The 18,816-nt window shown below is 43.3% G+C and carries 15 protein-coding genes; 7 read left to right on the top strand and 8 right to left on the bottom strand.

The annotated features are described in order from the left end of the window. Positions 1-12 precede the first annotated feature (12 nt). The 5 genes from H6F42_RS02555 to H6F42_RS02535 form a co-directional block, all read right to left on the bottom strand. Positions 13-1,308, bottom strand: coding sequence for a homoserine dehydrogenase (locus tag H6F42_RS02555; protein WP_190397796.1), 1,296 nt, complete (start codon positions 1,306-1,308; stop codon positions 13-15). Positions 1,309-1,470: 162 nt separating this feature from the next. After that, the gene (locus tag H6F42_RS02550) at positions 1,471-1,821 is read right to left on the bottom strand and encodes a DUF1830 domain-containing protein (RefSeq protein ID WP_190397795.1); all 351 of its coding nucleotides are present in this window, start codon (positions 1,819-1,821) and stop codon (positions 1,471-1,473) included. A 251-nt stretch (positions 1,822-2,072) separates the two neighbouring features. Then, the gene (locus H6F42_RS02545; protein ID WP_190397794.1) at positions 2,073-2,756 is read right to left on the bottom strand and encodes a hypothetical protein; all 684 of its coding nucleotides are present in this window, start codon (positions 2,754-2,756) and stop codon (positions 2,073-2,075) included. Between the two features lie 93 nt (positions 2,757-2,849). Further along, positions 2,850-4,166, bottom strand: a complete 1,317-nt coding sequence (locus H6F42_RS02540; protein ID WP_190397793.1) for an FGGY-family carbohydrate kinase — start codon at positions 4,164-4,166, stop codon at positions 2,850-2,852. A gap of 88 nt (positions 4,167-4,254) precedes the next feature. Further along, a complete protein-coding gene (locus H6F42_RS02535) occupies positions 4,255-4,659 on the bottom strand; it encodes a DUF3119 family protein (protein ID WP_190397792.1) in 405 nt (134 codons plus the stop codon). 181 nt (positions 4,660-4,840) lie between these two features. On the opposite strand from H6F42_RS02535, the gene H6F42_RS02530 reads away from it, so the two are divergent. Both H6F42_RS02530 and H6F42_RS02525 read left to right on the top strand, forming a co-directional pair. Further along, on the top strand, positions 4,841-5,071 hold the full coding sequence (locus tag H6F42_RS02530; protein ID WP_190397791.1) for a hypothetical protein: 231 nt from the start codon (positions 4,841-4,843) through the stop codon (positions 5,069-5,071). A gap of 17 nt (positions 5,072-5,088) precedes the next feature. Next, the gene (locus H6F42_RS02525; RefSeq protein ID WP_190397790.1) at positions 5,089-5,772 is read left to right on the top strand and encodes a HEAT repeat domain-containing protein; all 684 of its coding nucleotides are present in this window, start codon (positions 5,089-5,091) and stop codon (positions 5,770-5,772) included. A gap of 6 nt (positions 5,773-5,778) precedes the next feature. Here H6F42_RS02525 and H6F42_RS02520 read toward each other — a convergent pair whose 3' ends face one another. Both H6F42_RS02520 and H6F42_RS02515 read right to left on the bottom strand, forming a co-directional pair. Then, on the bottom strand, positions 5,779-6,204 hold the full coding sequence (locus H6F42_RS02520) for a DUF29 domain-containing protein (protein ID WP_190397789.1): 426 nt from the start codon (positions 6,202-6,204) through the stop codon (positions 5,779-5,781). A gap of 263 nt (positions 6,205-6,467) precedes the next feature. Further along, positions 6,468-8,150 (bottom strand): iron uptake porin, encoded by a 1,683-nt coding sequence (locus tag H6F42_RS02515; protein WP_190397788.1) that lies wholly within the window; start codon positions 8,148-8,150, stop codon positions 6,468-6,470. An 895-nt stretch (positions 8,151-9,045) separates the two neighbouring features. Here H6F42_RS02515 and H6F42_RS02510 point away from each other — a divergent pair. The 5 genes from H6F42_RS02510 (at position 9,046) to H6F42_RS02490 (ending at position 17,659) form a co-directional block, all read left to right on the top strand. Then, positions 9,046-11,349 carry a ribonuclease R family protein gene (locus H6F42_RS02510; protein WP_190397787.1) on the top strand — a complete coding sequence of 768 codons (2,304 nt, stop codon included), beginning with the start codon at positions 9,046-9,048 and terminating at the stop codon, positions 11,347-11,349. Positions 11,350-11,433: 84 nt separating this feature from the next. Then, on the top strand, positions 11,434-13,521 hold the full coding sequence (locus H6F42_RS02505; protein WP_190397786.1) for a chloride channel protein: 2,088 nt from the start codon (positions 11,434-11,436) through the stop codon (positions 13,519-13,521). A 53-nt stretch (positions 13,522-13,574) separates the two neighbouring features. After that, positions 13,575-14,162, top strand: coding sequence for a GUN4 domain-containing protein (locus tag H6F42_RS02500; protein ID WP_190397785.1), 588 nt, complete (start codon positions 13,575-13,577; stop codon positions 14,160-14,162). 68 nt (positions 14,163-14,230) lie between these two features. Beyond that, on the top strand, positions 14,231-15,376 hold the full coding sequence (locus H6F42_RS02495; protein ID WP_190397784.1) for an Hpt domain-containing protein: 1,146 nt from the start codon (positions 14,231-14,233) through the stop codon (positions 15,374-15,376). A gap of 228 nt (positions 15,377-15,604) precedes the next feature. Then, complete coding sequence (locus H6F42_RS02490) at positions 15,605-17,659, top strand: DUF3352 domain-containing protein (protein ID WP_190397783.1); 2,055 nt, start codon at positions 15,605-15,607, stop codon at positions 17,657-17,659. Positions 17,660-17,732: 73 nt separating this feature from the next. Here H6F42_RS02490 and H6F42_RS02485 read toward each other — a convergent pair whose 3' ends face one another. After that, a complete protein-coding gene (locus H6F42_RS02485) occupies positions 17,733-18,443 on the bottom strand; it encodes a DUF1995 family protein (protein ID WP_190397782.1) in 711 nt (236 codons plus the stop codon). Positions 18,444-18,816 lie beyond the last annotated feature (373 nt).

Genomic DNA, 18,816 nt, shown 5'->3' with positions numbered 1-18,816 from the left:
CGTTTTCTCTATTTACAGAACTCTTAGTACTGTGGGAATACTATGTAATGTCGATAACTCCCGAATAGCCGCGATCGCTTGTTGGAAATTATACTCGCTCACTTTTTGCGTAACTACGACAATTTCCGCTAAGCCATCATGGACAGTTGTTTTTTGCAAAATCGCGTTCAAGCTGACATGGTGCTTGCCAAAGGCTGTACCCAGATCCCCAATTACCCCGGGTTTGTCATGGGTCAGTAACCGCGCATAAAACTGGGTCACCGTATTTTCAATGGGAGCAATTTGGGCATAGTGTTCATGGGAACATCCCATCAGTTGATTAATTTGATTGGGTAGAGACTTCAGAGCCGCCACCACATTAATAATGTCGGCAACTACCGCGCTAGCCGTTGCCCCTGAACCTGCTCCTGGCCCTGAAAATACAACTTCCCCAATGGGATCTCCCTCAATCCGTACCGCATTGGTTACGCCATGAATATTCGCCAGTGGATGCTGGATCGGGATGAGCGTAGGATGGACGCGAATTTCGAGATTGCGCTCATTCTTCGTCTCCACCCTTCTGGCAATACCCAAGAGCTTAATCGTGAATCCTAATTCCTTGGCATAGCCGATATCCGCACTGGTAATCGAGCGAATACCTTCACGATAAATGTCTTCAAGTTTAACGCGATCGCCAAAAGCCAAGCTTGCTAAGATCGCCATCTTATCGGCTGCATCATAGCCATCCACATCGGCAGTAGGATCAGCTTCGGCATAGCCTAATTTTTGCGCCTCAGCGAGAGTTGCATCAAAATCGGCTCCCTCAAAATACATCCGACTCAAAATGTAATTGGTTGTGCCATTGACAATACCAGTCAACTCACTAATGCGATTACCACCCAGACTTTGTTTGAGCGCTTGGATCACGGGAATGCCGCCACAAGCCGCCGCTTCTAACATTACATATACGCCTTTTTGTTTAGAAGCAGCAAAAATTTCGTTGCCATGTCTAGCGATTACCGCTTTGTTTGCCGTAACGACATGCTTTCCATTGGCGATCGCTTTGAGAATTAAACTTTTTGCTGGCTCGATCCCGCCAATTACCTCAACGACAATATCGATGTTAGGGTCATTAACTATAGATTCCAAGTCATCTGTAACAATATTGGGAGCGATCGCCACATCACGCTGCTTATTGAGTGATCGTACCCCCACACGGGCAATTTCGATGTCAGGAAGTAAAGGATGGCGACCATTAGGGTCTTGGAATATTTTGGCTACACCAGCGCCAACTGTTCCTAATCCGAGAAGTCCAACTTTATATGTCACAGTCTTAATTTGTCTTATGTAATCGTCGATTTCTATTAGCTTTTATTGTAGTTTTTTTAGCGCCCTATAAGTTAGGGAGTTGCGGCGCGAAGCGCCGCAACTCCCTAAAAAAGGTAAAAGCATCGCTTTGCGATGCTTTTACCTTTTTGATATTTTAAAATTTTATGCAGCGACGGCAAGGATGTCGTGTTGCATATCTATTTCGGTTTCCTTAGCAAACATTCTTTGATTTCTATCTATCCCTGCGGTAATCGCTAGTTGATAACAAGGGATCGTATCGCAATGAAGTGTACTAAACATTGACCTTTCATGAACTTCTAGTAATGCATCCCCCTGAGCATCAAACTGAAGACATTGATTAGACATAACTGCTCTTTCCAAAAAGCTTCCTGTATGGTCAGATATGCGAATGATTTGGATATAGTTACTTTCGTTGCGATAAATACAAGTTAAACGATTAAGCTGACTTTCTAATCCTTGTTGGTTTAACTTGCGTGCTTGAATATTATTCATTTTTTTAAATCCTGCTTAGTCCGTAACTATTTCAAATCGTGATCCCAGACTAGGGGATCGTCCCACGACTAGCAGTGCCATAGCGCACATATTCCAAGTTTCTTAAGCTTTGGGATCAAAATCTTTATGCAAGAAATTAATTGATTTTAGTTATAGCAAGGTAATTTTTGTTCAAGTCATAAAAGTGAAAATATAAGCGGTGGTACAAAGTACCACCGCTTATATTTTCACTTTTAACTCTAAAAAAGGAGTCACGAATTAGTAACTCTCTGCGATCGCTTTACCATATATTTAGTCAGATCAATAAAACTATCACGACGCAAATAGGGATAGTCTCCCACCCAAATATTGTATTGAGGAATATAAGCGTCAGAGGTTTGACGACTGACGCGACCAAAACGGCGATCGTTAGAAAATAGCAGCATATATACAGTTTGTTCGGGTTTGATCCGCTTTAGTTCCCTTTTCATTGGCAACCGTAAAGTGGTTACAAAATCCGTCTCATCACCTAGCTCAATGTTTAAAAAACTTTCCGCATCATAGCTAACATCCATCCGCCCCCTCGAATTTACCTTCTCCGCACGCGCTAGCACTTCCTGCGAGATATATACCTCCAAAACTTCCGCCTGCCAAAAACCACAATAGGCAAATTTTCTCAGCTTGGCATTACGAATACTTGCCAAAGCTACAGGTTCTAACATCCAGTACAAGCCACCTAAAGCAGCACAGACAAACATCACCAGAGCCGCAAAACTACTGGGGTTATTTTCGTGAACACGGTTATACAAGAGCGTAAACACAATCACACTGGCGATCGAAATCGCAACACGCCGAAATACGCTCTGACCATCCCCCCAATAATATTGATACTGCTCTGAGGTTGGTACTGCGGGGATCAACTCGTCAAAGTTTCTGCGCTTGAGTGGGGTAATCATAATCTCTCGTTATTTGGGTTACGGCTACGCCTAAACCATTATGAAACCAAATTATACCAAACCCGTAAAGTTGCGCCCCGCAGGGGCGCAACTTTACGGGTTTGGATTATTAACGCTAGCCAGTAAGGCAGCGCCATAGGCTGCCTCAGTTTGTGGCGCTTGCTGCATAGAAATCTGAAGTTGTTGGTTTAGTAGCCGATCGCGTATTTTTGTCCAAACCAGATTCTTTGCGCCCCCACCTGCGGTGTAGAGATGATGTACAGGAGACGCACCTAGCTGTGCTAATAGGGTATAACCCTGTGCTTCGATCCTTGCCATGCTCTCTAATAAACCATGTAAAAATTCCACGGGATCATCAGGACGTGGCTCTAGCCTTGGGGCGAGGTGGGGATCGTTTATGGGAAAGCGATCGCCACTTTTTGTCAAAGGATAATAATCCAAAGGACTAGGAATGTTGGGATTAATGCGATCGCTGAAAGCCTGTAACTGCTCATCCGTAAAAAACTGCTTGAGTACAGCCCCACCCACATTAGAAGCCCCACCCACTAACCACAAGCAACCTAAATCAGGATGCTCAAAGCGATGACTATAAATACCGTAATGTGCATTATTGACAGGGCGATCGCTTAATACTTTCAACACCATGGACGAGCCGAGGGAAGTAACGGCTGTCCCAATTTCAGGCTTTGCCTTACCAACTGCCGCGAGAAATGCAGCATTACTATCAGTAGTTCCTGCCCCGATCGCACAATCCACGGGTAACTCAAACTTCGCCGCCATTTCCTGTTGAATCCTGCCCAAATTCGTACTTGGAGCAAATATTTCTGGCAAAACCAAAGCAGGATTTTTTTTAGCCCAATTCTTCAGCCAATCAGGATAAATTAAATTTGTCATGTCATAGCCAAGCTTCAGCACATTATGGAAATCGCTAATTCCCAACCTGCCATGCAGTAAATAACTTAACCAGTCCGCCTGATGTAAAAAATAAAGAGAATTACTGCTCGAAATTAGCTGTGCTAAATTCACCTCCTCTCTATCTAACAAAGAAATTAACTTGGCAAAACTGGAGGTCGAACTACCAACAAAATGATCTAACGGGGCAATTTTTTTAACGCGCTCTAAAATTTCGGGTTTACAAGAATCGCTATAGATCAGGGGCGGCGTGATTACTTCCCCAAAGCGATCGCTCATTAACACCGTTGACGAAGTCCCATCAATGACTATTTTTTTGATATTTTGCCTAATCTGCGACGGTAAGCTGATAATTACTTCATCTAGAGCAAGTTTCCAAGTTTCACAGTCGCGAATGTTGTAATCACACCTTGAGAGCGCTCTAATTTCTAGGTGGCGATCTATGGCGATCGCCCTTACCCCCGACGTTCCAAAATCAATTCCTAAGAAATAGTTCATTATAAAAACCAGATAAATTTTTGAGAAGATTGCTTTGCTATCTTCTCAAAAATTTATCTGGTTTCAGCATTAGCGCCAAGGGATGTAATTAATTTTTCTGTAGAGGGATATGTTTTTCAAGGCTAGCTTTTAGCAATTTGGCATCAAATAAAACAGGCAAGAAGTGAATACTTTTAATTTCTTTGAAATAGAACAAAACTGGAAAACTAAACCAAAAAACTTTCCAATCTTGCCATTCTTGGTAGGGGAAAGTACGGAATTTTTCTTGCGATCGATAAACCTCTAAATCTGTTGCGGTAAATACTAAACGAATGGTCGCTGCTTGATAAGCTAAGAATATTCCAAAAATTGAAACTACTCCCGCAGCAATTGGTTGAAACCAAGCAATCGGTATACCTGATAATACTAGAACAGCAGGTATTGCATAGCTTGGATTTAGTTCTGTAGCCTGTGATGCAATATTAGGATCAATTAAAGGATTTGAAGTGGTCATAAAGATTTAAATAATTGATTTCTATCTATAGATATACATTTAATTCTAAATCTACAGCTCCTTTATTGAAGTGATAAAATTAGTACTGTTAAGTCCATAATACAGAGCATTCAGTCTTATTTTTGAATTACTGTATTTGTGGCAAGCCATCGTAATCTCTAATAAAGCTCAGGAAACATCTATGAACTTATCATCAACAATTAACGAATTGGCTCTCCCTTTGCATGAAGCAGCAAAAGATCCTAAAGTCTGGAGCCATCTCAAGGAAGTAATTACGACAAGTTCTGGATTCGATAAATGGCAAAAAACTAGACAGGGAGATTCTAAAGACCTTGTAGTTTCTGCCGAAGGTACTCTTGATGATCTCGTGCGGAGCTATTTACGTGAGACACTGGAAACGTTAGCTTATTAATACAGCGAGATTTTCTTGTGAGCGAAACGTCGGAACCTAAATTTGAATTTACCTTTGAATCCCTAAGAGAGCAACTAGCCACGGATGATGTGAGCCTTCGGATGAAAGCCGTCCATGCTAGTCGCTCTCTTCCCATTTCAGAACGTTTTAATTTACTTCTAACCGCAGCGATCGACCCTAATACCCGTATTCGCTATGACGCTGTGAGTCAACTGGGGTCAGTAGGACAAATTGATAAGCAAAAGTCTCTCGAAATTTTAAGCGATCGCCTACTAAACGATCCTGAGATGGATGTCAAAGCCGCCGCTGCCGATTCTCTGGGTTCTCTACAACTTACCCAAGCTTTTGACCTGCTTAAAACTGCCTACCATTCTACGAATGATTGGATGTTTCAGTTTAGTATTATTGCGGCGATCGGTGAGCTAGGCGCTCCTGAAGGATTTGAACTTTTATCCGAAGCCTTACAAAGCCCAAATGAATTAGTCAAAATTGCGGCGATCGGCTCTCTTGGTGATCTAGGTAACCCAGAAGCTGTGAATATCTTACTGAATCTCATCGACGATCCCGATTGGCAAGTGCGACATCGTGTATCTCAATCTCTCGCCCATCTGGGTGGTGATGACGCTAAAGCAGGGCTAGAAAAACTTGCGAATGATCCTGTCTTACAAGTAGCTGAAGCAACTAGATTATTGTTGAGTTAAGGGCGATCATTCTAAACTAATCGGACGTTCCAATACATTCTGAATAGAGTATGGACAATCGTCTGGAAACTCTAAACCAGTCTCTTTTTCTGCATTTAAGCTAGAAATCACATAAGTTTCAGCTAACCATTCATCGGTTAGATATCGCTTTAGGCTTGGGCTATCTTTCAAATAACGAATTATATGAAGGCGTTCGCGTTGAATAGTGACTTGCCAACTTCTAGATCTGAGTTCTGGTTGATAATCCCATTTGAGTAAATGATGTACAATCAATCGCACGCTACTCAATAGGCGATCGCGTTCTCGCTTCGACAAGTCACGTACCTCATCTACTAAATTCTCGATGTCTAACTCTGCGAACCGACCTTCTGATAAAAGATCAGCCATCTGTTCAGCCCAGAGTCCATAATCTTGCTCATATAGTACCGTCATCGCTAAAACTCCAAGGAATGCTTACCAAATTTACTATAGCAATCCTATAACAAAGTAAGTTTTGCTTAGGACATAAAACCCAAAAAGCGAGTTGCGGCGCTTCGCGCCGCAACTCGCTTTTTGGGTTTTGGTTTGTAATGGCTAACTCTTACTTTGATATAAATGGTTTGTGAAAGTGCTATTTAGAGTGAGCTTTCAATAAACTCAATAAAAAAGGAGAGGCGCTTTGCGCCTCTCCTTTTTTATTGAGTTAACTCTAAACCTTAGAAGGAGAAGGTGGTACGAATTACACCAACGGTTGAAGTACCGTTAGCGGAAAGGTTACCAGGGTTGAATACAAAGAATACTCCAGGAGTGATGGTGATATTCTTGGAAACGCGGAAGCGATAGAGAGCTTCAAGCTGATAAGTTTTGCTGAGACCGCCGAGATTAACGCCAGTACCATTTACTGTTAGGCTGTTAAGGCTCAGAGGTTGTCCAAAAAGAATAGCGGCTAAATCACCTTCGCCAAACAAGTCTTTACCAGAAAGAGCTGCTGCCCAGCTAGTAAAGTTACCTGAAACTGAGGTTGCGTTATTGGTAGTAGAATCGACAAAGGTATAAGAACCCCATGTATTAAAGGTGAACTTCTTGGTGATATCCCAAATTAGACTACCTACAATAGTATTGCTCTTGTAACCAGTAATTGTGCCAGCAGGAAGAGCAGGAACACCAACAATAGGAGCTGCGCCAGTACCATCAACGTTCAAACCTGAACTTAGACCAACATTATTGCCTGAAGCGGTATAAGCATTTGCATAACCAGCACCAAGAGTAAAACTATCAGAAGGCTTGTAAACCAACTGAGCAATAATCTTAGTGTCTCCACCAGTTACACCACCTTGTCCAGCAGCAGCAGCAGCATTAGATGCGCTGTATGCAACTTGCAGGTTTGCATCCTTGGTGAATTTCAAGTCAAAACCAGCAACTGCTAGACCACTAGCACCACCACTAGAAGCAATACGAATCAAGGGGCTAAAACGACCAAAGCGAGAGATTGTACCTTGGCTATCGCTTTCTAGGGGATTTAGAGGATTGATGATGTCTTCAGTTGCCCCAATTGGTGCAATGTAAGCGGTTAGGCTTTCACCTACTGGGAAGCGATAGTACAAGCGATTGATTTCAAAAGTATTGTCTGAGCGACCACTCTCAAATGACAAACGACTAGCATTTGCAGTACCAGGATTAGTATCTAATGCAGTACCAATGTTAGGAGTGTTGCTAGCTTGGAGGCGAGTTCTTAACAAGTCCTTACCAGTGAAACTGGTATCTAAGTTAAGACGCACACGGTAGCTGAAAATAGTGTTTGTCTTGTCTAGAGGACCACCAGAAGGAGTACCGTCGGAAGCAGCCGCAAGACCGAAGATAGCTTCGCCGCGTAGCTTGGTGGTGGTGGAGAACTGTTGAGCTTCGAGCTTAGCAGTCTTAGCATCAAGAGCATCTACACGACCACGAAGGGTTGCCAGTTCAGAAGCAAACTCTTCTTGAAGCTTTTGCAAAGTAGCGAGGTCTTCTTTGCTGACCTTGTCAGCTAAACCTGCGGAGATAATTTCGTTGATCTTGTCTAAGCAAGCATTCAAACCAGCAGCAAATTCGTAGCGGCTAGTAGCTTGTTTGCCACGGAAGGTGCGATCGGGGTATCCAGCGATACAACCGTAACGCTCTACCAAAGACTGTAATGCGGTGAAAGCCCAATCGGTAGGACGAACATCGCTGAGTTGAGATACTGAAGTTACATTTTGAGCAACTGCACTGGGACGCAATTGGACTTGCTCAACAAGGCTGTCAGCATTTACGGATTTAGGGGAAGCTTGTGCTTGTGCATTGGCTGCACCACTGATAAGAGCAGAAGCCGCTACAGCCGCAGAAATTACTACGCTGTAATTTTTCTTAGATAAGTTAGACATTTAAGTTAAATTTTCCTCACAATGTAGCAATTATACATTTAGTCTGTACAACTAACCAAAATAAATGTAGCAATAGTAGCAGTAAAAAGTTAAGTGTTGATCGACACATTCCCTAGGTATTTGCGTTTAAACTATACTTAGGGCGTAGGAAATTAATATATCATATCAATATCAGGATTCCTATTACCCATAGACATACTTACGGTGATTGAATACGGCTTCCGTGTCATTCGGGAGTGGGGGAATAATGCTTTGGGTAGATGTGGCGAGGGCTTAGCTCGCGCCACATCTACCCTGTAATGATTAGTGGTGCGGGGCGAAGCAACCACTAATTATTTACCGAAAAGGGATTATAAAGCTGCATCTAAATTATTTGCCAAAAAGAGATTATGAAGCTGCATCCCAATAGCCAAGAAAATAAAATTGGGTTGATAAAATATTTACTGGATTAATTGAGATAAAATAATAGAAGTAGGGGAACACTGTATAAGCTAACTCTGCAAATTCATAAACTGCTTCAACTATCTAAATATTACAAGAAATCAGAGTTAAGCTTTCTAAAGAGGTTACCGAAATTTCTCTTGGAAAGATATTCAGAGTAATTAATAAAGTATGCTTCTCGATCCATACTTTATCAATTACTCTGAGACTTAAATTTGTAATGTTATCGCAGAGCTATCGTAAGACATGTATTGCAAAAGTCGATTAATTCCCTTCGATCCGTTTTGATAAGTCGAATCTTGAGGAATTGAAAGTCTAAGTTATAAATGTCCAAATCACTACATTACGATGATTTTCAGTGCTGATGCTCTGATTTTGATCTGTAGACTGCTAATGTGTTGCTCCTTGACTGCTTCAATTTACCCACTTTAACCAATCGCTCGACCCTCGCCTCATGGAATTCTCGATTACTCAACTGTTAGACAATTTCTCTGATGACAAGCTAGTTACGCCTAAAGCGATCGAAAAAAAACTTGGGATCAGTGACGATAGCAAAAGCGTTCGTAAGCTCCAAGTTGCTCTTGATGCGCTTGAAAAAATTGGCATTCTCGAAAAGGATAAAGGCAGATATCGTCGCATTCAAGAAGAAGGGCTGATAGAAGGTCGTTTACGCTGCTCTAGTAAAGGTTTTTGCTTTGCTATTCAAGATGTCGAGGGTGCTGAAGATATCTATGTACGCGAAAGTCGTTTAAGCAACGCTTGGAATGGCGATCGCGTATTAGTAAGAGTTACTAAGGATGGGGTCAGGAGGCGATCGCCTGAGGGAGAGGTTCGCTTGATTTTAGAGCGATCTAATCCTACTTTATTGTCAACTGTGAAATTGACCGATGGTAGCTACCGAGCTGTGCCTCTGGACGACCGTTTGTTGTTTGAAGTGGAGTTAACTCCTGATGATGAAACTCCAGACTTGAGTGTCTCGGTAGGTAAACTGGTGCATTTAGAAATGGTGCGATTTTCGCTGGGTAATCATTTACCCATTGGGCGGATTTTGCAGATTTTAGGCGATGATGCGGAATCAACTAATGATATTGATTTGGTATGTTGCAAACATAATTTGCCCAGAAGATTTAGTGCTAAAGCTTTAACCGCTGCCGCAAGTTTGCCTCGTGGGGTGAGAAAGGCAGATCTTAAGCACCGTTTGGACTTGCGTAAAACCTTGACCGTGAGAATTGGCAATGCGGCGGCGATTTCGTTAGTTCAGGTGGAAACGGGATGGGAATTGGGCGTACATATTCCTGATGTCGCCACCTATGTAACTTCTGGTTCTCCCTTAGATTTAGAAGCACGGAAGCGTCTGAGGTCATTTTTCTTGGGTGATACGATTTTGCCGATGTTGCCTGAGATGAATGTATTTAATCAGCCTGAATATCTGACGATGTCTGTGTTGATTAAATTAGATCATGAAGGCAATATGATTTCCTTTGAGATTCAGCCTTCAGCGATTTTAGTGCGGGCTAATTTAAGCTATCAAAGAGCGCAACAAATTCTAGATGGCAAGGTAACGGTAGACGAAGATGCACCTAGTCAAGAAATTGATACGGAAGTAGAAGAATTAGTACATTTGATCGCGAAGGTTGGCGGTTTACTGCAAGAGCGTTCTAATTCGATTCGCTTAGTTTTGCCCCAAATCCCTTCCCAAGAAGCGGATGAGGGAGTTCGTGGATTAACTGTAGTTCCATTGACCTTGCCGATTTTGGGTACAGTTACGGAAGTAATGATTTTGGCTAATAAGGCGATCGCTTCCCATCTACAATCCTTGGCGATTCCTGCAATTTATGTACGTCAAATCCCTCCCGACCAAGGCAAGGTTGACGACTGGACGAAACTGCTCGAAAGCATGGGTATTTCTACGCAGATTGAGAATCCTGAGCAGATTCAGATTGCAGATTTACACCGCATTCTGCTACAGGTTAATCAATTGGAACAGGAAGCAACTCGCGATATTCTCAAATATCTATTGCTCTCAATGTTCAAAACGAATGAATATGTGATGACTCCTGCCATGCATTTTGGTTTGGGCTTAGAGGAACATTCCTATTTGCATGGAGTCTTCCCTCAAAATCATTATGGAGACTTGCTCGTTCAACGCACCTTACATACTCTATTTGAGGAAGGACGCGATCGCCGTAGTATTCGGATTAAAGATGGCGTAAATCTTCGCAGTTCTAGCGCTCACGGACAGGTTAATTGGAGTGTGTTACCTCCTGAAACTGAGCGTCAGTTAATCGAAGATTTAGAAGCGGTTTTACCTAGACTAAATCAAGCGGATGCTTTATACCATCGTTCCATTTCTGATCTCGATGGATTGCGGAAAGCGGAGTTTATGCGATCGCATACTGGCGGTAATTTTTATGGCATTATTACCAGCGTGCAGTCCTACGGCTTCTTTGTAGAAATTGAATCTCTCTTAGTGGAAGGATTAGTTCATGTCAGTTCACTTAAGGATGACTGGTACGAATTTCCTTTGATTAATGGTAAGGGTCGGGCTAGGGCTTCAACATTACTAGTTGGTCGTCGTAGTGGTCGTCAGTATTGCCTCGGCGATCGCGTGGAAGTGCAGGTCAAGGGTGTTGATTATTACCGTCAACAAATTGACTTAGTCGCAGTCGTAAACAGCGAAGGCGATCGCGACAATGCTAATACTTCGGAACTTGAGTTAGAAATCACCGAAGAAATTGACACTCCGTCTGTAGAATAGTTTTGCCAGACTGGGACAGTTCACTAGTTGGTATGTCCCAGTCAAATACTCCTAGTTCCCCTCACTCCCCAAGAGTTTCCCACCATGTCGCTTTCCCGCTTATTGGTGACTTTCTTAAACCGTCTTCAGCCATCTGCGGAGACGGTCATGCTTGTGTCAGCGATCGCTGTCGGGGTGATCAGTGGCACTGGTGTAACTTTATTTCGTAAGCTTATCCTCCTTGCTCAAGAACTCTACTGGCACGATCTAGCCGTAGTCTTGAGTAATAAGTGGGCTTGGGCTGTTTTATTTGTGCCAATGCTTGGGGCGTTGGTGGTTAGTTTTGTGCGCTTTCGTTTAGATCAAGCTGAGGCAAGAGCATCGAACAACACCCAATCCGTTGCCCGCGATGTGGGACAACTTCCCTACTCCCAAATTCCTCTAAAAACTTTGGCGGCGGCGTTATCTCTAGGATCGGGGGCTTCCTTGGGACCTGAGGGACCAAGCGTGGAATTGGGGAGCAACATTGGCTCATTGCTGGGGCAAATGATGCAGTTTTCCAGCGAACGGATTCGTCTATTGATTGGGGCGGGTGGAGCCGCAGGTTTAGCCGCAGGTTTTAATGCCCCGATCGCAGGCGTATTTTTTGCCCTTGAGGTGTTATTGCGCGACTCCTATCGCACCAATAAGTCTAGCCCTAACTCCGATGTCAGTGTGGTGGTTATTGCTTCGGTGATCTCAGCGTTGGTTTCTCAAATTAGTCTGGGGGAGCGTCCTGCTTTTAGCTTACCTGTGTACGAGGTGCGTAGCTATTGGGAATTACCTTTGTATCTGGGGCTAGGTATCTTGGCAAGTGTCGTCGCCCTGCTTTTTACCCGTGCGATTAAACAAGCCAAAAGATTTTTTGCAGGGGAGTGGGCGATCGCCCCTTTTATGCAAAAGCTCTCCATGCCAGTCAAATTGCTGATTGGTGGTTTTTGTGTAGGTCTGATTGCTTTAACCTTCCCCGAAGCGATCGGCATTGGCTATGAAACGGTGGAATCAATTTTGCAAGATACCCCCTTCACCATTCCTTTGTTAGCTATTTTGCTGGTGATTAAACTTTTATTAACCGCGATTAGTTCAGGTAGTGGCTTTGTCGGTGGTATTTTTGCGCCATCAATTTTTTTAGGTGCAGTCCTTGGCAGTTTATATGGACAGGCGATCGCCAGCATTTTACCTGCTTCAATTCCGATCGCGGCTTCGCCCGCCTATGCGCTCGTGGGCATGGCGGCGGTTTTGGCAGGCACTGTCCGCGCCCCCTTAACATCGGTATTGCTGCTCTTTGAAATGACCCGTGACTATCGCATCGTTTTGCCACTGATGGCAGCCGTTGGGCTTTGTGCATGGGTGCTAGATCAGTTGGATAATACCAAAGGCGATCGCATGATCATGCAATGGTCAGATTTGCCTGCGGATATTGAAGTCCTTGAAAAGATCAAAATCGCTGAGGTGATGACCCTTAACCCCGCCTCGATTAAATATTCCATGCCTTTACTACAGGCGGCTCAATTTATTACCAGTGGCTACCACCACAGCGCTTTAGTATTTGACGACATAAATCATTTACAAGGAATTCTCACCACCCAAGATATTAAACGTCTTTTATCGGCTCCCGCGGGAGAGCCGCCCCTTGAGGAAATGACTGTCCAAAATATCTGCACCCGTGAAGTCCTTTGTACCTTTGCCGATGAATCCCTCGCCGAAGCCCTTAAACGGATGGCTACTAGGGATTTGCGGCAGATGCCCGTAGTCGATCGCAACCAACCAAAACGGGTGATTGGCATGGTCGATCGCCTCGCAATTACCACCGCTTACAATACGGCTCTAACAAAACGGGCGATCGCTGCTAGAATTACAGCGACTAAACTGACCGTCAATATTACCAATACTTCCGCCAACACTACAAATAGTAACAACACCAGTGTTAATGCCAATGCTAATAGTGGCAATAGTCGGCATAATGATAACAATCAATATGAAGAAAAATCCAGTAATAGTAGCTTAGGCAACGGTAGTAATGGTAATAATGAAAAGATTATTGATAAGGACAACAATTTAAGCAGCAGCTTAAATAACAACTTAAATACCAACTCAAATAGCAACTTAAATAAAGAATTAGATATTCATAGTTCTGAGGCAATTTCTCCCTAAATATTTAGGCAGAGATAGTCTTAAATCTAGTAACTAGCCCAAACAAGGATGTCATGAATAGCGAAGAAATACTAATTGAATTTGTGGCTGGCGATCGCGCCAAAGATGGAGCAATTAAGCCAATTAGCTCTACTAAAATAAAAGACAGCATTCAAAGACTTGCGAACTTAGTTCAGCACCTGGGCAATGAAAGTTCTTCCACTCACGCTAATGGTCTAGAACTAGATGAAGTCGAAATCTCTGTCAAGTTTACGGATGCAGGCGAAGCGATTTTGTTGGGTGACGGACAAAGCAATGGCGCGATGACCCTGAGGTTTCGTCGTCCCCAAGCAGCGATCGGCATTGCCAATGGATATGCTTCTTCTACATCAGCAAAGCTTACTTCTAGTACAGGAGTTGACTATACAAAACTGCAAGATTTGCTATCTAGTAGCAAGTGGCAAGAAGCCAATCAGGAAACTTGGAATGTGATGTGCCAAGCGGCCCGCAAAAAGATTGGCTCTGTTTTAACTGCTGAAGACCTTAAGCAAGTTTCTTGTGATGACTTGAAAATGATCGATCAACTATGGCAGCAATACAGCCAAGGACGATATGGATTTAGCTCCCAAAATCAAATCTATATGTCTTCAATTCTCGGATAGGTGTATTCGCTTTTAGTTGCTATTGGCAACCTAAAAAGCTCAAATTCTAAATTACAGGGGTTAGTGTCATGGATCAGGATAAGCAAAAGCAGATAACGATGTACTTCATCGAAGAGGCGAAGGAACATCTACAAACCATTGAGTCAGGGCTGCTCGATCTGCAATCGCTCATGGGTAATTCAGAGTCAGTGAATGAAATCTTTCGGGCGGCGCATTCCATTAAGGGTGGTGCGGCTATGTTGGGATTTAGTAGTATTCAGCATGTCGCCCATAATTTTGAAGATTACTTTAAAGTTATTCGCGAAAATACTAATTTTCAAGTCGATCAAGATTTACAAACTCTATTTCTCCAAGCTTTCGATAAATTACAAGAACTCGTAGAACACCTCCAAAGTCCCTATGGTCTGACTAAGGATGCGGTGGATACGGTAATGGCTGGGTCTGATCAGATCTTTGCGAAGTTGAAAGACCATTTACAAAACTTGATATCGGGCAAAGCTCCTGAACCCAAAGTAGCCGTTGCTCCCAAAGCAGATCCTAAGGCTGATACAAGGGCGATGTTGGGTGCATTCCAGACTGAAGTACCTGTGAAATTACGGAATATGCTGGAATTATTCAAGCAGCCAGATAGTCCCCGTAGTCGCCAAAACCTTGAAGGCATTTGCTCCCAATTGCAGGAAATGGGCGATCGCTTTGGTTTAAAGAGTTGGAATGCGATGGTGTTGGCGGTGAAAGCTGCCGTAACTAATCCGAATAATCAATTTCGGGTACTTGCGCCCATTTTGATTAAGGAAATCAAACAGGCTCAGGAGCAGGTGCTTGCCCAAAAAGTCAATGAGATCAGAGTTTCTCCGCAATTAGCGAAACTCATTCCAGCCGATGTAACCGATACAGTTGTTTTATCTCCTGCCATAACTGTGGGCAATACAGCAGGGAATACTTCGGCTGATGAGGTTAGCAAGATTTTTGGTGCGGTCATTGAAGAGGACAAAGCAAGCAAGGGTTGGCAAGCCTTTAGCGATCGCGTAGGTTGGCGACAAGGAGGCACTTGGATTGCTTCTAATGCCAACTATTCTCAACCTGCGCCCGATGGACATTTCCCCACGCCCCTTTGGTTGGCGGCTTGGCATCAATCAAAGGATTCTAAAGCGAAGGATTTGCAAGCTCAGTATGCGGCGCTTTTAGCCAAAATCGCTAGCTGTAATTTGAATTAGTTCTTAAGCCAAAACACAATAGGGCTTAGCCCTATTGTGTTTTGGCTTAAGACTTTTACTGGGTTTGTTTTTTATGGCTATAGCCAGTCTTGCTAGGACACAAAACCCAAGAAGCGAGTTGCGATGCTTCGCGCCGCAACTCGTCTTTTGGGTTTGTGTCCTTAAGAATGGCAACAGCTATAAAAAACCGTCACGGTTTGGGAATAAATAAATTAAGAGGTTAGGTCTGTGAGGAAGTTATTTGCCACAATTTTAGCGGCTAGTGTTTCGGCATCATATCCAGCGATCGCTACTTTTGCCGATAATCTGAATACTCCGCAAAGCAACTTAAGTTATTTAGGTTTGCTACCCAAAGAAAAGGCTGAAGGAACCGTAAAAACAAGCCTAAAAGAATCTCAATCTGTTCCATTTACAAGCAACTTCACGCAACGTTCCCTTAATCTTGCTCAACAACTTCCCGTCGATACCATTGGCTTATTAGTTGTAGATTTAGATCTGCGTTCTTGGCAAGAATTTCCTCCCTTTGCAGGAGCTACCCAGAGTCCATTGGTAGCCTTTGATAAATTGCTGGGCTTCTTGCTTGGATTTATGGGCACATCCTCAGAGTTCTCCCTAACCAAAGATATCCAACCTTGGCTCGGAAAAGAAGTGGCGATCGCCTTTTTAGGAAAGGGTGATAGTAGCTCTGATATTGGCTTTGCGGCTCTATCTCTAGTAAACGATGAACAGCAATTTGCCAATTTTCTAAAAAAACTAAAGAAGCTCAATTTACCATCTCCCACCGAAACCACCTATCAAAATGTCAAAATCCTAGAATGGCAATTGCCTGTCGATGAGACAAATCCCCCTCCTTCTAGTAAGCCGAATGCTTCCTTAAATAACCTATTTGCCAAACTTAAACAGGCTAAACCTACTGCGCCTAAAGAGCCAGATCCCTCTATTGAATCCGATGAAGCGGAGCAGAATTCGCCCACCAATCCCTTTGAAGATACGTCCGAAAATTTGCCTCGTTTATCGGACTTTAGACTTAAGAGTTTTGCGATCGCGAAGTTACCCAATGGAGTCGCTGTTCTCGCCTCCGATCGCCAAGCCATCTTGCAAATGATCGATATATCTAACCCTGAAGCCACAACCCCTCAAGCCTCGTTGGCAAATAATCAATTATTTTTGCGATCGCTGAATAATCCTCTTTGGAATCGTTCGCTATTGGCTGGTTATGGTGATTTTCAGGGTATTGGCAAATTGACGGAATTTTTAGCCGCCGATTTGCCTGAAACTTCGGAAATCCCCGGATTTTCACGCGAAGAATATATTCGAGGCTTGAAATATACTTTGGGTCAGTACAGTACCTTTGATCTGTTTACGTGGGTAACGCCCAAAGGTATTCGGAGTCAAAATAATAGCTATTTTGCCGAAGTGCGATCGCCTCAGCCCAAAGATACTGCACCCCGCGATCGACTGCTATCATTTTTGCCAGCCAAGGTCTATGGCTCGATCAACAGTCGCGACCTCAATCAACAATGGCAATGGCTAGTAAAAGAATCGGAACAACAACCAACCTACAAAATTTTTGTAGAAGGTTTAAGAATGCTTGTGCCTTTTATTGTGGGTTCGGGGCTAGATATTGATATTGAGAAGGATGTTATCTCGGTAATTGATGGTGAATATGCCTTTGCAGTATTTCCGAGCGATCTATCACCCTTCAAAGAGTTTGGTACAGATGTGACGATGGGAATGCTGATTCGCACTTCTAAGCCTGAAGTTGCCAATGCGACTCTTGCGAAAATCACTAATTTCTTAGCGAATCTAGGAAAAGAAACTGTACAAGTGAAAAAGCGGCAGGTAGGTGCAACTTTATTAACAAGTTTTGAGTTTCCTGATAATCGTGAAGCAGGGAAAACTCAAAGTGCTTTTGCTTATGGTTGGCGCGATCGCCAAACTTTACTACTCTCCTTTGGGGCGAGTACTGCGGCTGCCTTTATCCCTAACCCGAAGCCATCTCTGGCAGAAACGGAAGATTTTCGTGAGGCGATCGCCGAAATGCCCCAGCCAAATTTTGGCTATTTCTATCTCAATGCCAATGCGATCGCCAAGCAAGTGGCAAACCTCATTCTCTCAAGAGATTTCTTGCCCATGCCTGAAAATCCGCCCGAAGCTGGCAAGCCCACAGAAATACCTGCTCCCATACTCAATCAGATTAATAAATTGGGCGGAGTTGTTTTTTCCTATGCTGAAACTAGCGATCGCTTGCAATCCGATTTCTTTTTAGGGCTTAAACCCTAACTCAAAAAAGAGGCGGCGCATTGCGCCGCCTCTTTTTTGCTTCAAAAGGCGGCGCGAAGCGCCGCCTTTTTGGTTATCTTGCGAGAGCATTAAAAAACTGTTGCAATCTTCCTAAAAAGGAACCAGATTGTTTACCTGTTTTCTGACGGAATAGGCGATCAATATCATCACTGGATGGACGTTGAGGTACTTCCGCTAACTGTTTCATTCCTGCTTCCATCTGTTCCCATACTTGCCATGATTGCGGATAACTACGCCACAAAGCTCCTAATTCGAGAGGCTTAATATAATAAGCCGTCTCAAAAGTACTCAAAAAGCGATCGCGCATTTGTCTAGCCGCTAAGCCTAAGCCAACTTCGCTATTTTCTAGACGCGGATTGAGCATTACAAAGGGGCGATCGCCTGCTAGCTGCACTAATTTTTCTACCTGTTCTACCTCCACCGAAGTCGGTTCCACGATTAAAAAAGCTTTGTCTTCTTCGCGAATTGCTCGCCGACCTTCGTTTACACCACGTACCGACACTTCTAAATCGGCCCATTCTCGCTTAGCTAAAGCGGCGGCTCCCGCATCGGCAAAAATAGCTTGCCATTCCTTGCCATAGATTTTGTTAAAGCTGGCTGCAAATTCGTAGGCGATCGGGCTTACTTTAAGCTCAGGGAATCGCAGATCGGCGAGTACGCGACTTGCTCCATCAGCGATCGCTTGATGGGTGGCAGCGATCGCTTGTTCTGTGGCATCTTCTAAACTATTGGGCAGTAAAATTGGCTCAGTAAGTTGAGTCATAAAACAATTAATTTCTGATAATTTTTTAAATTTACAGCAATTTCCGATCAAACGAACCAAAAGAGATTTTTTGAAAATGTTACTTCGCAACACTTTCAAAAAATCTCTTAGCTTGGATTTGAGCGGGAATTGCTGTAATCTGGCAAATTTTATAAATCCCAAAACAAAAGCTTTGCTTAGCAAGGCTTTTGTTTTGGAAATGTAAGAAAGGGTTTGATACGCCACCCCTTTCTTATAGCTGCCGCCAAGTGAAATAGGACGTAGAGTAAAGGGAGAATATAGGAGTCAAAGGCAAAATGTCAAATTCGTACAGTTATGATTTACGACAAAAAGTAATCCAGTCAATTGAATTGGATGGACTAAAGAAAATCGA

Origin of the sequence: Pseudanabaena sp. FACHB-1998 (assembly GCF_014696355.1) — a bacterium.
In the GTDB taxonomy this organism is placed as follows: domain Bacteria; phylum Cyanobacteriota; class Cyanobacteriia; order Pseudanabaenales; family Pseudanabaenaceae; genus Pseudanabaena.
The sequence above is the reverse complement of the archived record's forward strand: the minus strand, read 5'-3'. Positions and strand labels throughout refer to the sequence as shown.

Excerpts from the sequence above, each read along its gene's own strand:
- H6F42_RS02550 (WP_190397795.1), bottom strand. The coding sequence starts at position 1,821 with ATGAATAATATTCAAGCACGCAAGTTAAACCAACAAGGATTAGAAAGT.
- H6F42_RS02545 (WP_190397794.1), bottom strand. The coding sequence starts at position 2,756 with ATGATTACCCCACTCAAGCGCAGAAACTTTGACGAGTTGATCCCCGCA.
- H6F42_RS02540 (WP_190397793.1), bottom strand. The coding sequence starts at position 4,166 with ATGAACTATTTCTTAGGAATTGATTTTGGAACGTCGGGGGTAAGGGCG.
- H6F42_RS02535 (WP_190397792.1), bottom strand. The coding sequence starts at position 4,659 with ATGACCACTTCAAATCCTTTAATTGATCCTAATATTGCATCACAGGCT.
- H6F42_RS02530 (WP_190397791.1), top strand. The coding sequence starts at position 4,841 with ATGAACTTATCATCAACAATTAACGAATTGGCTCTCCCTTTGCATGAA.
- H6F42_RS02520 (WP_190397789.1), bottom strand. The coding sequence starts at position 6,204 with ATGACGGTACTATATGAGCAAGATTATGGACTCTGGGCTGAACAGATG.
- H6F42_RS02515 (WP_190397788.1), bottom strand. The coding sequence starts at position 8,150 with ATGTCTAACTTATCTAAGAAAAATTACAGCGTAGTAATTTCTGCGGCT.
- H6F42_RS02510 (WP_190397787.1), top strand. The coding sequence starts at position 9,046 with ATGGAATTCTCGATTACTCAACTGTTAGACAATTTCTCTGATGACAAG.
- H6F42_RS02505 (WP_190397786.1), top strand. The coding sequence starts at position 11,434 with ATGTCGCTTTCCCGCTTATTGGTGACTTTCTTAAACCGTCTTCAGCCA.
- H6F42_RS02500 (WP_190397785.1), top strand. The coding sequence starts at position 13,575 with ATGAATAGCGAAGAAATACTAATTGAATTTGTGGCTGGCGATCGCGCC.
- H6F42_RS02495 (WP_190397784.1), top strand. The coding sequence starts at position 14,231 with ATGGATCAGGATAAGCAAAAGCAGATAACGATGTACTTCATCGAAGAG.
- H6F42_RS02485 (WP_190397782.1), bottom strand. The coding sequence starts at position 18,443 with ATGACTCAACTTACTGAGCCAATTTTACTGCCCAATAGTTTAGAAGAT.